Origin of the sequence: Streptomyces sp. NPDC024017 (genome assembly GCF_040638895.1) — a bacterium.
GTDB lineage: Bacteria > Actinomycetota > Actinomycetes > Streptomycetales > Streptomycetaceae > Streptomyces.
In genome coordinates this window covers 1-12,436 of record NZ_JBEZYZ010000005.1, presented here as the reverse complement: position 1 = coordinate 12,436, position 12,436 = coordinate 1, and the positions used below count along the sequence as shown (strand labels likewise).

13 protein-coding genes are annotated in these 12,436 nt (G+C 71.3%); 10 read left to right on the top strand and 3 right to left on the bottom strand.

Annotated elements, in window-relative coordinates; genetic code table 11:
• The first annotated feature begins 18 nt into the window (after positions 1 to 18).
• The 3 genes from AB0G20_RS14295 to AB0G20_RS14285 all read left to right on the top strand — a co-directional run bounded on the left by AB0G20_RS14295 (position 19) and on the right by AB0G20_RS14285 (position 1,087).
• Positions 19 to 228: an acyl-CoA carboxylase epsilon subunit gene (locus tag AB0G20_RS14295; protein ID WP_031109407.1), complete on the top strand. Its 210-nt coding sequence runs from the start codon at positions 19 to 21 to the stop codon at positions 226 to 228.
• A gap of 77 nt (positions 229 to 305) precedes the next feature.
• Positions 306 to 434, top strand: coding sequence for a hypothetical protein (locus AB0G20_RS14290; RefSeq protein WP_079160209.1), 129 nt, complete (start codon positions 306 to 308; stop codon positions 432 to 434).
• Positions 435 to 466: 32 nt separating this feature from the next.
• Positions 467 to 1,087: a nucleoside triphosphate pyrophosphatase gene (locus AB0G20_RS14285; protein ID WP_361301016.1), complete on the top strand. Its 621-nt coding sequence runs from the start codon at positions 467 to 469 to the stop codon at positions 1,085 to 1,087.
• Here AB0G20_RS14285 and AB0G20_RS14280 read toward each other — a convergent pair.
• Positions 1,056 to 1,532 (bottom strand): hypothetical protein, encoded by a 477-nt coding sequence (locus tag AB0G20_RS14280; protein WP_361301013.1) that lies wholly within the window; start codon positions 1,530 to 1,532, stop codon positions 1,056 to 1,058. The two genes, AB0G20_RS14285 and AB0G20_RS14280, sit on opposite strands and share 32 nt — an antisense overlap.
• 337 nt (positions 1,533 to 1,869) lie before the next feature.
• On the opposite strand from AB0G20_RS14280, the gene AB0G20_RS14275 reads away from it, so the two are divergent.
• Positions 1,870 to 3,642, top strand: coding sequence for a biotin carboxylase N-terminal domain-containing protein (locus AB0G20_RS14275; protein WP_361301010.1), 1,773 nt, complete (start codon positions 1,870 to 1,872; stop codon positions 3,640 to 3,642).
• A 150-nt stretch (positions 3,643 to 3,792) separates the two neighbouring features.
• Here AB0G20_RS14275 and AB0G20_RS14270 read toward each other — a convergent pair whose 3' ends face one another.
• Both AB0G20_RS14270 and AB0G20_RS14265 read right to left on the bottom strand, forming a co-directional pair.
• Positions 3,793 to 4,773 (bottom strand): DeoR/GlpR family DNA-binding transcription regulator, encoded by a 981-nt coding sequence (locus AB0G20_RS14270; protein ID WP_361301007.1) that lies wholly within the window; start codon positions 4,771 to 4,773, stop codon positions 3,793 to 3,795.
• A gap of 167 nt (positions 4,774 to 4,940) precedes the next feature.
• Positions 4,941 to 6,389 (bottom strand): NAD(P)H-quinone dehydrogenase, encoded by a 1,449-nt coding sequence (locus tag AB0G20_RS14265; RefSeq protein WP_361301004.1) that lies wholly within the window; start codon positions 6,387 to 6,389, stop codon positions 4,941 to 4,943.
• Positions 6,390 to 6,485: 96 nt separating this feature from the next.
• On the opposite strand from AB0G20_RS14265, the gene AB0G20_RS14260 reads away from it, so the two are divergent.
• The 6 genes from AB0G20_RS14260 to AB0G20_RS14235 all read left to right on the top strand — a co-directional run bounded on the left by AB0G20_RS14260 (position 6,486) and on the right by AB0G20_RS14235 (position 12,341).
• Entirely contained in the window at positions 6,486 to 6,923 is a 438-nt protein-coding gene (locus tag AB0G20_RS14260; RefSeq protein ID WP_361301001.1) for a gamma-glutamylcyclotransferase, read from the top strand.
• A gap of 107 nt (positions 6,924 to 7,030) precedes the next feature.
• Positions 7,031 to 7,855 carry a purine-nucleoside phosphorylase gene (locus tag AB0G20_RS14255; RefSeq protein ID WP_104777701.1) on the top strand — a complete coding sequence of 275 codons (825 nt, stop codon included), beginning with the start codon at positions 7,031 to 7,033 and terminating at the stop codon, positions 7,853 to 7,855.
• A gap of 322 nt (positions 7,856 to 8,177) precedes the next feature.
• Positions 8,178 to 9,830, top strand: a complete 1,653-nt coding sequence (locus AB0G20_RS14250) for a phospho-sugar mutase (protein WP_361300997.1) — start codon at positions 8,178 to 8,180, stop codon at positions 9,828 to 9,830.
• Positions 9,831 to 10,011: 181 nt separating this feature from the next.
• Positions 10,012 to 10,602: a TetR/AcrR family transcriptional regulator gene (locus tag AB0G20_RS14245; protein WP_361300994.1), complete on the top strand. Its 591-nt coding sequence runs from the start codon at positions 10,012 to 10,014 to the stop codon at positions 10,600 to 10,602.
• Positions 10,602 to 11,438, top strand: coding sequence for an alpha/beta hydrolase (locus AB0G20_RS14240; RefSeq protein ID WP_361300991.1), 837 nt, complete (start codon positions 10,602 to 10,604; stop codon positions 11,436 to 11,438). The genes AB0G20_RS14245 and AB0G20_RS14240 overlap by 1 nt, the downstream gene beginning before the upstream one ends.
• Positions 11,439 to 11,555: 117 nt before the next feature.
• A complete protein-coding gene (locus tag AB0G20_RS14235) occupies positions 11,556 to 12,341 on the top strand; it encodes an alpha/beta fold hydrolase (protein ID WP_361300988.1) in 786 nt (261 codons plus the stop codon).
• Positions 12,342 to 12,436 lie beyond the last annotated feature (95 nt).

Sequence of the window (12,436 nt, the reverse complement as noted above, 5' to 3'; positions counted from 1 at the left end):
CGAGCCCAGGAGGCCCACATGACGATCAAGGTCGTACGGGGCAACCCGACCCCGGAGGAGCTGGCCGCCGCCCTGGCGGTGGTCAGGGCGCGCGCCGCGGCGGCGGCAGCCGCCCCGCCCGGCGCGCCGACGTCCCGCGATTCCTGGTCCGACCCGTCCCGCATCGCGGCCCACCGCCTGCCCCAGCCGGGGCCGGCGGCGTGGGGCCGTACGTACTGGCCGGGCTGATCCGTAGGGGTGGGGACCGGGCAAGTTGAGTACTCGTACTCAGGCGCCGCCCCCACCCCCGTCCGACCATGGAAGGCATGCTCTGGTCGGACCCCGAGAACGAACCGCCGAAGGAACTGCGCGACATGCAGGACATGCTGCGGCGGCTGAGCGTTCTCCTGGCCCTGGCCATGGTGCTCGCGATGATCGTGATCGGCGTGAGGTGAGTCGGCCCCGCTCGGGTGACTAACCTGACGGCATGACCGCTCAGCGCCGCAGGCGACTCGTCCTCGCCTCCCAGTCCCCCGCCCGGCTCGGCCTTCTCCGCCAGGCCGGCCTCGCCCCCGAGGTGATCGTGAGCGGCGTCGACGAGGACGCCGTCACCGCCCCCACACCCGCCGACCTGGCCCTGGCCCTGGCCGAGGCGAAGGCCTCCGTCGTGGCGGCCCGCCCGGAGGCCAAGGGCGCGCTCGTGATCGGCTGCGACTCGGTGCTCGACCTGGACGGCCGGGCCCTCGGCAAGCCCGCGGACGCCGAAGAGGCCACCGCCCGCTGGAAGTCGATGCGCGGCCGGGCCGGCACCCTCCAGACCGGCCACTGCGTCTACGACACGGTCACCGGCCGCTATGTCTCCGCGACCGCGTCCACGGTCGTCCACTTCGGCGAGCCCACCGACGAGGAGATCGCCGCCTACGTCGCCTCGGGTGAACCCCTCTACGTCGCCGGGGCGTTCACCCTGGACGGCCGCTCGGCCCCGTTCATCGACGGCATCGACGGCGACCACGGCAACGTCATCGGCATCAGCCTGCCCCTGCTCCGGCGGCTGCTGGCCGAACTGGGCGTGGGTATCACGGAGTTGTGGGCGCCGGCGGAGAAGTGACCGGGGACCCGTCGCCGCCCTTCCCGCCCTCGGGCGCGGCGTCGGCGGGCTCCGCCGGGCGGTCGTACGTCATCAGCAGCAGCACGATCAGGGCGAGCACCAGCACCATGAACAGGAACGCGGTCCAGCCGACGAGGCCCCAGGTGAACGCGCCCAGCAGGGCGTGCACGACCGCCGCGCTGATCAGCAGCACGCGTCCGAAGCCCGCCGGGGGCCGGTCCCGCAGCGCCACGAGCAGGGCGACCAGGCCGCACAGCGCGAAGTAGAGGCCGAAGGCGATCCCGCCGATCTTCGACGACACCGACATCATGTGCGGGTCCAGCCCGGCCAGCGACATGTCCTGCCGGTCGACGACGACCCCCAGGAACCAGTTGAGCACCGCGACGCCGAACGCCTCTGCGAACAGCACCACCGCCACGACCCACGCCACCGGCCTGCGTATCACCGGGCCCACCCTCTTCCCTCTGAAGACACCGCGAACGCTACTAACGGGTAAACCGGGGGACAAGGGTCCGGCAGCGGGCAAAGAATCATTGGGCCATTCGTAGGGACTCGACAAAGAAACAGAGTGGCCCGCAGCACGTGATGACAGAGACCTTGGCCACAGGAGAGGGCTAGGGTTTCCCGGAGGAGTACTGCGTACCGCGGTGCGACAAGGGATTTCGCGGGTCGAGCGAGCCTCGCATCACGCTCCGTGTGGGCAAGCTCACCACTGGGGACGGGTCGAAGTGTCGTGTCGGCAGTCCCTAAACTCGGCTTGTTTCAAGGAGGGAGCCTCAATCGTGCGCAAGGTGCTCATCGCCAACCGTGGCGAAATCGCTGTCCGCGTGGCCCGGGCCTGCCGGGATGCCGGTATCGCGAGCGTGGCCGTCTACGCCGACCCGGACCGGGACGCTCTGCATGTCCGCGCCGCGGATGAGGCGTTCGCCCTGGGCGGTGACACGCCGGGCACCAGCTACCTCGACATCGAGAAGGTGCTCAACGCCGCCCGCGAGTCCGGCGCGGACGCGATCCACCCCGGCTACGGCTTCCTCTCCGAGAACGCCGAGTTCGCTCAGGCGGTCCTGGACGCGGGCCTTATCTGGATCGGCCCGCCGCCGCAGGCGATCCGCGACCTGGGTGACAAGGTCGCCGCCCGGCACATCGCGCAGCGCGCGGGTGCCCCGCTGGTGGCCGGTACGCCCGACCCGGTGTCCGGTGCGGACGAGGTCGTCGCGTTCGCCGAGGAACACGGCCTGCCGATCGCGATCAAGGCCGCCTTCGGTGGCGGCGGTCGTGGTCTGAAGGTCGCCCGCACCCTCGAAGAGGTGCCGGAGCTGTACGACTCGGCGGTCCGTGAGGCCGTCGCCGCCTTCGGCCGGGGCGAGTGCTTCGTCGAGCGGTACCTGGACAAGCCGCGGCACGTGGAGACCCAGTGCCTCGCCGACCAGCACGGCAACGTGGTCGTCGTCTCCACTCGTGACTGCTCGCTGCAGCGCCGCCACCAGAAGCTGGTGGAGGAGGCCCCGGCCCCCTTCCTGTCCGACGCGCAGGTGGAGGAGCTGTACTCCGCCTCGAAGGCGATCCTGAAGGAGGCCGGCTACGTCGGCGCCGGCACGGTCGAGTTCCTCGTCGGCCTCGACGGCACGATCTCCTTCCTGGAGGTCAACACCCGTCTGCAGGTGGAGCACCCGGTCACCGAGGAGGTCGCCGGTATCGACCTCGTGCGCGAGATGTTCCGTATCGCCGACGGCGAGGAGCTCGGCTACGGCGACCCGGAGCTGCGCGGCCACTCCTTCGAGTTCCGCATCAACGGCGAGGACCCGGGCCGCAACTTCCTCCCGGCTCCCGGCACGGTCACGACGTTCGCCCCGCCGTCCGGCCCGGGTGTCCGCCTGGACGCGGGCGTGGAGTCCGGCTCCGTCATCGGCCCGGCGTGGGACTCCCTGCTGGCCAAGCTGATCGTCACCGGCCGCACCCGTAAGGAGGCCCTCCAGCGGGCCGCCCGGGCGCTGGAGGAGTTCCAGGTCGAGGGCATGGCGACGGCGATCCCGTTCCACCGCGCGGTGGTGAAGGACCCGGCGTTCGCGCCCGAGCTGACGGACTCGTCCGACCCGTTCACGGTGCACACGCGCTGGATCGAGACGGAGTTCGTCAACGAGATCAAGCCGTTCGCCGCGCCGGCCGATGCGGATGCGGACGAGGAGCCGGGCCGCGAGACGGTCGTCGTCGAGGTCGGCGGCAAGCGCCTCGAGGTCTCCCTGCCGTCGTCGCTGGGCATGTCCCTGGCCCGTACGGGTCTCGCGGCGGGTGCCAAGCCGAAGCGCCGCGCCGCGAAGAAGTCGGGCCCCGCGGCCTCCGGCGACACCCTCGCCTCCCCGATGCAGGGCACCATCGTCAAGGTCGCCGTCGAGGAGGGCCAGGAGGTCAAGGAGGGCGACCTGATCGTCGTCCTGGAGGCCATGAAGATGGAACAGCCCCTGAACGCGCACCGGTCGGGCACGATCAAGGGCCTGAGCGCGGAGATCGGCGCGTCGGTGACGTCGGGTGCGGCGATCTGCGAGATCAAGGACTGAGGTCCGACGGACGAACGCCTCCGGTGCGGCCCCGAGTCGGGGTCGCACCGGAGGCTCAGCCGCTGCTGCGGACCCGCCCGGCTCCGGCGACAGCGCCGGGTACCTGACAGTCAGCAGCGCCGAACCCCGCAGTCGGTGGCACCACCGGCATCAACGCCGCCGCAGATCCGCCACTCGCGCCCGCTCCGCCGCGGGGCTCTGCTCGCCCAGCATCGAGGCGGACCGCAACTGCCCCCCAGCCCCCGGCACCTGGCGCCGAGGCCCGGGCAACGGCACGTCCCGGCGCTGCTGACGCCCCGGGACGGAATCACCCCCGGGGCCTCCCGCACCCGGCCCCGCCGAAGCCCCTTGTCCCCCGGCCACGGCGATCTGCACGCCCTGGTCGGCAAGCGCCTGGAGTTCCGTGGCCGCACGGTCGTCGTGGGCGGGCGGCTCGTCCGTGACGAGTCGGGTGATGAGATCCGTGGGCACGGTCTGGAACATGGTGTCGGTGCCGAGCTTCGTGTGGTCGGCGAGCACGACCACCTCCGCCGCGGCCTGCACCAGCGCCCGGTCGACGGACGCCGACAGCATGTTGGACGTGGACAGCCCGCGCTCGGCGGTCAACCCGCTCCCGGACAGGAACGCCCGAGACACCCGCAGCCCGTGCAGGGACTGCTCCGCACCACTGCCGACCAGGGCGTAGTTCGAACCGCGGAGCGTACCGCCGGTCATCACCACCTCGACCCGGTTGGCATGGGCCAGCGCCTGGGCTACGAGGAGGGAGTTGGTGACGACGGTCAGTCCGGGCACCCGGGCGAGCCGACGCGCCAGCTCCTGGGTCGTCGTACCCGCCCCGACCACGATCGCCTCTCCCTCTTCCACGAGGTTCGCGGCGAGGTCGGCGATGGCGGTCTTCTCGGCGGTCGCGAGATGAGACTTCTGCGGAAAGCCGGACTCCCGCGTGAAACCGCCCGGCAGTACCGCACCGCCGTGCCGGCGGTCGAGGAGTCCTTCTGCCTCCAGCGCGCGCACGTCCCGCCGTACGGTCACTTCGGAGGTCTGGACGACGCGGGCGAGCTCACGGAGCGACACGGCCCCGTTCGCTCGCACCATTTCGAGGATCAATTGGCGACGTTCTGCAGCGAACACGAAACTGACAGTAACGCCAGCGACCGTCTGCTTTCAGCAGTTTGCGCTGAATAGCAGAAGATGTTCGCACCGAGCAGCGGGAAGTGGTATAAGGCCTAGTCCTGCCGCCTATGCCGTACGAATGGTCGAGCACTCCCCGTGACCAGGGAGGAGTCGGATTCGGCCGCTCAGCCCTCGCCGTTCTCCTTGCGGGTGTGCAACTGCCGTGCCACCTCGGCGATCGAGCCCGACAGCGACGGGTAGACGGTGAAGGCGTTCGCGATCTGCTCGACGGTCAGATTGTTGTCGACCGCGATCGAGATCGGGTGGATCAGTTCCGAGGCGCGCGGCGCCACGACCACACCGCCCACCACGATGCCCGTGCCCGGCCGGCAGAAGATCTTGACGAAGCCGTCACGGATGCCCTGCATCTTGGCCCGCGGGTTGCGCAGCAGCGGCAGCTTCACGACCCGGGCGTCGATCTTCCCGCCGTCGACGTCGGCCTGGGTGTAGCCGACGGTGGCGATCTCCGGGTCGGTGAAGACGTTCGACGAGACGGTCTTCAGGTTCAACGGGGCCACCGCGTCACCCAGGAAGTGATACATGGCGATGCGGCCCTGCATGGCGGCCACGGACGCGAGGGCGAACACGCCGGTCACGTCACCGGCCGCGTACACGCCCGGGGCGGTCGTGCGCGACACCTTGTCGGTCCAGATGTGGCCGGACTCGCGCAGCTTGACCCCGGCGTCCTCCAGTCCCATGCCCGCGCTGTTGGGCACGGCACCGACGGCCATCAGACAGTGCGATCCGGTGATGACGCGCCCGTCGGAGAGGGTCACCTCGACCCGGTCCCCGACCCGTTTGGCGGACTGCGCCCGGGAACGCCCCATGACGTTCATTCCGCGCCGCCGGAAGACGTCCTCCAGCACGACGGCCGCGTCCGGGTCCTCGCCGGGCAGCACGCGGTCCCGCGACGACACGAGCGTCACCCTCGACCCCAGTGCCTGGTAGGCGCCGGCGAACTCGGCACCGGTGACACCCGACCCGACCACGATGAGCTCCTCGGGGAGCTCGTCGAGGTCGTACACCTGGGTCCAGTTCAGGATCCGCTCACCGTCCGGCTGGGCGTCGGGCAGCTCACGGGGGTGCCCGCCGGTCGCGATGAGCACGGCGTCAGCCGTCAGCGTCTCCTCACTCCCGTCGGCGGTGCGCACCACGACCTTGCGCGACCCGTCGAGCGCCTGCATGCCCTCCAGCCGCCCGCGCCCGCGCATGACACGCGCCCCGGCACGCGTCACGGAGGCGGTGATGTCGTGCGACTGGGCGAGCGCGAGCCGCTTCACACGCCGGTTGACCTTGCCCAGGTCGACACCCACCACCCGGGCGGCCTGCTCGATGTGCGGGGTGTCGTCGGCGACGATGATCCCCAGCTCCTCGTACGAGGAGTCGAAGGTGGTCATCACCTCGGCCGTGGCGATCAGGGTCTTCGACGGCACGCAGTCGGTGAGCACCGACGCCCCGCCCAGACCGTCGCAGTCGACGACGGTCACCTCCGCGCCGAGTTGAGCGGCCACCAGCGCCGCTTCGTATCCGCCGGGTCCGCCACCGATGATCACGATCCGAGTCACGTACCCCATTGTCCCGCACCCGCCCCCGGGCCACCGCCCCGGGGCCCCGCCGATGCGGCTCCGTTACGACAGTGACGCCGGGGCCGCCTGCCGTACCCTTCCCCCATGTCGCTCTACGCCGCGTACGCCGGCAACCTCGACGCGCGGCTGATGTCCCGCCGCGCCCCGCACTCGCCGCTGCGCGCCACCGGCTGGCTGAACGGATGGCGACTGACCTTCGGGGGCGAGCACATGGGCTGGGAGGGCGCGCTGCCGACGATCGTGGAGGACCCGCTCTCCCAGGTCTTCGTCTCCCTGTACGACATCGCCCCGATGGACGAGGAGTCGCTCGACCGGTGGGAGGGCGTGGGCCTCGACATCTACCGTCGTACCCGCGTACGGGTCCACACCCTGGAGGGCGAGGACTCCGCCTGGGCCTTCGCGCTGAACGCGTACGAGGGCGGCATGCCCTCCGCCCGCTACCTGGGCGAGATCGCCGACGCGGCCGAGTCGGCCGGCGCTCCCCACGACTACGTGATGGAGCTCCGCAAGCGCCCCTGCTGACCGGCGCGCCGGGCGAGCCCCTTCGTCGGAAACGACAAGACAACGATCGCCACCCCGTGAGCTCCGCCATCTACGCGCGTAGGCATTCACCGGCTACCCTCGTCGGCGTGAACGCATCTCTTCTTCCGGACGACATCCAGGGCGACCCCCACGCGGCCGCCGACGCCGCCGCGGCCCGCCTGCGCGAACTGACGGGCGCCGAGACCCACGACGTCGCCCTCGTGATGGGCTCCGGCTGGGCACCGGCCGTGGATGCCCTGGGCGCCCCCGAGGCCGAGTTCCAGGTCACCGAGCTCCCCGGTTTCCCCCCGCCGGCGGTGGAGGGCCACGGAGGCAAGATCCGCTCGTACCGGATCGGCAACAAGCGCGCCCTGGTCTTCCTGGGCCGTACGCACTACTACGAGGGCCGCGGGGTGGCGGCGGTCGCCCACGGTGTCCGCACCGCGGTCTCGGCCGGCTGCAAGACGGTCGTCCTCACCAACGGCTGCGGCGGCCTGCGCGAGGGCATGCGCCCCGGCCAGCCGGTCCTCATCAGCGACCACATCAACCTCACCGCCACCTCCCCCATCATCGGCGCGAACTTCGTCGACCTCACCGACCTGTACTCCCCGCGGCTGCGGGCCCTGTGCAAGGAGGTCGACGCCACGCTGGAGGAGGGCGTCTACGCCCAGTTCCCCGGCCCGCACTACGAGACTCCGGCCGAGATCCGTATGGCCCGGGTCATCGGTGCGGACCTGGTGGGCATGTCGACGGTCCTCGAGGCGATCGCCGCGCGCGAGGCGGGCGCCGAGGTCCTGGGCATCTCCCTCGTCACCAACCTCGCCGCGGGCATGACGGGCGAGCCCCTGAACCACGAAGAGGTACTCCAGGCGGGCCGCGACTCCGCGACGCGCATGGGTTCCCTGCTGACGCAGGTCCTGGGCCGCCTGTAAGCGACCCGGCTTCGGAGCCGTGGCCGGGGCGCTGCGCAACTCGGCGCGACGAGGTGCCGCTGCGCCCAGCCACGACCGCCGGCAGCTGAGCGGAGACGCGCCCGCACCCGCGTACGGCGAGAAGGGGCCGTGTCGGGGGGTGTCCGCCCGCAGCGGTTGGCGCGTCAACGAACAGTCAGTCGGTATCCGACCCCATCGCGCCGTTCCGAGGACGGACACCCCCCGGCGCGGCCCCGACCCACACCCGGCGAAGAGGCGCAGGCCCGCACCCACCGCCGGAGGCACCCGCACCCGATCGACAAGCGAGAGGCTGACACCGACCGTGCACGACGAACTCATCGCACAGGCCCAGGCGTGGCTCACCGAGGACCCCGACCCGGAGACCCGCACCGAGCTCGCCCGCCTCATCGACGCCGGGGACCACACGGAACTCGCCGCGCGCTTCGGCGGCACCCTCCAGTTCGGCACCGCCGGCCTCCGCGGCGAACTCGGCGCCGGCCCCATGCGCATGAACCGCTCGGTCGTCATCCGCGCCGCCGCGGGCCTCGCCGCGTACCTCAAGAAGCAGGGCCACGACGACGGCCTGGTCGTCATCGGCTACGACGCCCGCCACAAGAGCCACGACTTCGCCCAGGACACCGCAGCCGTCATGACCGGCGCCGGCCTGCGCGCGGCCGTCCTCCCCCGCCCCCTCCCGACCCCCGTGCTCGCCTTCGCGATAAGGCACCTCGGCGCGGTCGCGGGCGTGGAGGTCACCGCCAGCCACAACCCGCCCCGCGACAACGGCTACAAGGTCTACCTCGGCGACGGCTCCCAGATCGTCCCCCCGGCGGACATCGACATCGCGGCGGAGATCGCCGCCGTCCCGTCCCTCACCACCGTCCGGCGCCCCACCGAAGGCTGGGACACCCTCGACGACGGCGTCCTCGACGCCTACCTCGCCCGCACGGACGCCGTCCTGTCCGAGGGCTCGCCCCGCACGGCCCGCACGGTGTACACGGCGATGCACGGCGTCGGCAAGGACGTGCTCCTGGCCGCCTTCGCCCGCGCCGGCTTCCCGGAACCGGTCCTCGTCGCGGAGCAGGCCGATCCCGACCCGGAGTTCCCGACCGTCGCGTTCCCCAACCCGGAGGAACCCGGCGCGATGGACCTGGCCTTCGCGACCGCACGCGCGCTCTCCGGCGAAGCCGCCCCGGACCTGATCATCGCCAACGACCCGGACGCGGACCGCTGCGCCGTCGCCGTACAGGACGGAACCGACGGCACCGACTGGCGCATGCTCCGCGGTGACGAGGTCGGCGCTCTGCTCGCCGCCCACCTGGTCCGCCGCGGGGCGACCGGCACCTTCGCGGAGTCGATCGTCTCGTCGTCCCTCCTCGGCCGGATCGCCGAGAAGGCGGGCCTCCCCCACGTCGAGACCCTCACCGGCTTCAAGTGGATCGCCCGCGCCGAGGGCCTGCGCTACGGCTACGAGGAGGCCCTCGGCTACTGCGTGGACCCCGACGGCGTACGCGACAAGGACGGCATCACGGCCGCGCTGCTGATCACGGAACTGGCCTCGCAGCTCAAGGAGGAGGGCCGCACGCTCCTCGACCTGCTGGACGACCTGGCGGTGGAGCACGGCCTGCACGCGACGGACCAGCTCTCGGTCCGCGTCGAGGACCTCTCCCTCATCGCCGCCGCGATGCGCCGCCTGCGCGAGCAGCCCCCGACGGAGCTGGCCGGCCTGCCGATCACCCGTACGGACGACCTCACCAAGGGCACGGCCGAACTCCCGCCCACGGACGGTCTGCGCTACACGCTCGACGGCGCCCGGGTGATCGTCCGCCCGAGCGGCACGGAGCCGAAGCTGAAGTGCTACCTGGAGGTCGTGATCCCGGTCGGGACCCACCAGGACCTCCCCGCTGCCCGCGCGAAGGCGACGGACGTGCTGGAGGCGATCAAGCGCGACCTGTCGGCGGCGGCGGGTATCTGACGACACCGGCGCGCCCCGCCCACCGGCGCGACGACTCGATCGCGCTCGTGCAGCGGATCCGCGTCCCGAGTTCTGATTGCCGTCCTCCGTAACAGCGGTGCCTGCGTGAACGCGCACCCCCGGTTCGGCATTCCTAGAGCTCCTAGGCATAACCTAGGAGCTCTAGGACAGGGGAGGGTGCATGGCGCGGGCCGGGCTGACGGCGGAGCGGCTGACGATCGCGGGCGCCGAGCTGGCGGACGAGGTCGGGCTCGACCAGGTGACCATGTCGCAGCTGGCGCGGCGGCTCGGCGTGAAGGATGCGAGCCTCTACACGCACGTCCGCAGCCTGGAGGACCTGCGCGGACGGATCGCGCTGCTGGCGGCGGACGAGAAGACCATCCGTATCGCGGAGGCGACCACCGGGCGGGCGGGCAAGGACGCGCTGGTCGCGTTCGCCAACGCCTGGCGTGAGTACGCCCACCGGCATCCGGGCCGCTACACGGCGACGCAGACCCCGATCCAGATCGACCCCGAACTGGCCGCAAAGGCGCCCGGACCCCGACGCGCGGTCGAGCTGACGTACGGCATGCTGCGCGGCTACGGACTGGCCGAGCCCGACCTGACCGACGCCGTCCGGTTGCTGCGCAGCACGTTCCACGGGTTCGTCGCCCTGGAGGCCGCGGGCGGGTTCACGCACCAGCGCTCGCCGCAGCAGTCCTGGGTCCGCGCCCTCGACGCTCTGCACACCCTCCTGGAGCACTGGCCTGCGTCCCGAGAAGGAGACTCCTGATGACCGACCCGACCATCGGCAGCCTGGAAGTGAACGGCGCGACCCTGCACTACGAAGTGCGCGGCCACGGCCCGCTCCTGCTGCTGATCCCCGGAGGAACGGGCGGCGCGGCCTCCTTCGACGGCATCGCCGACGACCTGGCCGCCGCATACACGGTCGCGACCTACGACCCGCGCGGCATGTCCCGAAGCACGCTGGAGGACCCCGAGGCCGAGCAGCAAGTGGCCGAGCACGCCGACGACGCCTTCCGGATACTGGAACTGCTGTCGCCAGGCGAGCCCGCTCGGGTGTTCGGCTCCAGCTCGGGCGCGATCACCGCCCTGCACCTGCTCACTGCCCACCCCGAACGCGTCGAACGCGTCGTGGCGCACGAGCCGCCGGTGGTGGAGGTCCTGCCGGACGCCTCCGAACACCGCGCGCTCATCGCGCGCATGCAGGCAACGTTCCGCACGCAGGGGCTGATGCCGGCGATGGCCGTGTTCGCCGCGGGTCTGAAAGGGGACGGCGACACCACCGAGCCGAAGGCCGAGATCGAACTTCCGCCGCAAGCAGCGGCGCGGGCCGAGCAGACGATGGCCGACCTGCCGTACTTCGTCGGGCGCATTGTGCCCAGCTTCATGTCCTACGCCCCGGACATCCACCAGCTGGAGGCGCTGTCGGACCGGCTCGTACTCGCCTGCGGCCAGGATTCACGCGGCGAGTTGCCCTACCGTCCGGCCGCTCTCCTGGCCGAGCGTCTCGGCACGGAACTCCAGCACTTTCCAGGCGGGCACATCGGCCTGACCACACACCCCGCCGAGTTCGGCGAACTCCTCCGGAAGGCTTTCCGCGCCTAGACCCGAAATCCGACCCGGCCGCGCGTACCACCCGGCGCCGACCGCGCTCGTCGGCACGGTCCACGGCCTCCGCCCAGTCCGTTGGCCCGCACGCCTCTGCCCTGCGATCATCCGCACATGCTCATGCTCAGCGATGACCTTGGCCACCTTTCCTACGACATAGCGGGTGACGGCTCGCCCGTCGTACTCGTGCACGCCGGTGTCGCTGATCACCGGATGTGGGACGCGGTCGTGCCCGCCCTCGCAGAACGGCACACCGTCATCCGGTACGACATGCGCGGCTTCGGCGAGTCCGCACCCCCGACCGGCCCATTCCGCGAGACCGACGACCTGCGCCGTCTCCTGGACCACCTCGGCCACGAGCGTGTCCGGATCGTGGGCGCGTCCTGGGGTGGCCGCGTGGCCCTGGACTTCACCCTCACCCACCTCTCCCGGGTGCACTCCCTGGCGATGCTCGCCGCGCCCTGGCCGCGATACCACTGGTCCGCGGACATGATCGCGTACGACGAGGCCGAGACGGCAGCCCTGGAAGCGGGCGATCTGGACGCCGCCGTACGTATCAACTTGGACATGTGGCTGCGTGGACCTGCTCGCGGCTGGGACGACGTGACCGACGGCCTGGCCGACCGACTCCGCGGCCCCTTGCGGACATCGCTGGTGAACCAGACCCTCGTGGGGCAGCACTCCCAGGGTCCCGCGGCTGGAGACCTCTCCGCCGTATCCGTCCCCACGCTTGTGGGCGTCGGCAAGCTCGACGTCACCGACTTCCAGGACATCGCGCGCCGCTACGCCGCCGAGATCCCCGACGCCACCTTGAGCGAGTTCGCCACCGCCGGCCACCTCATCGCAATGGACGCGCCCGCCGAACTCAGCGCAGTACTGGGTCCGTTCCTCGCCTCTTAAAGGGCATCTGATCTAGGTAGTTGGTGTTCTGGGATGGTTTTGTGACTGGTGCTGTTGGCCGTCGTTGGAAGAGGCGTGAGTGCTCGTCGTCCGTA

Coding starts and splice junctions, on each gene's coding strand:
- AB0G20_RS14260 (WP_361301001.1), top strand. CDS start 6,486: ATGTCGCTCTACGCCGCGTACGCCGGCAACCTCGACGCGCGGCTGATG.
- AB0G20_RS14235 (WP_361300988.1), top strand. CDS start 11,556: ATGCTCATGCTCAGCGATGACCTTGGCCACCTTTCCTACGACATAGCG.
- AB0G20_RS14295 (WP_031109407.1), top strand. CDS start 19: ATGACGATCAAGGTCGTACGGGGCAACCCGACCCCGGAGGAGCTGGCC.
- AB0G20_RS14245 (WP_361300994.1), top strand. CDS start 10,012: ATGGCGCGGGCCGGGCTGACGGCGGAGCGGCTGACGATCGCGGGCGCC.
- AB0G20_RS14290 (WP_079160209.1), top strand. CDS start 306: ATGCTCTGGTCGGACCCCGAGAACGAACCGCCGAAGGAACTGCGCGAC.
- AB0G20_RS14265 (WP_361301004.1), bottom strand. CDS start 6,389: ATGGGGTACGTGACTCGGATCGTGATCATCGGTGGCGGACCCGGCGGA.
- AB0G20_RS14240 (WP_361300991.1), top strand. CDS start 10,602: ATGACCGACCCGACCATCGGCAGCCTGGAAGTGAACGGCGCGACCCTG.
- AB0G20_RS14285 (WP_361301016.1), top strand. CDS start 467: ATGACCGCTCAGCGCCGCAGGCGACTCGTCCTCGCCTCCCAGTCCCCC.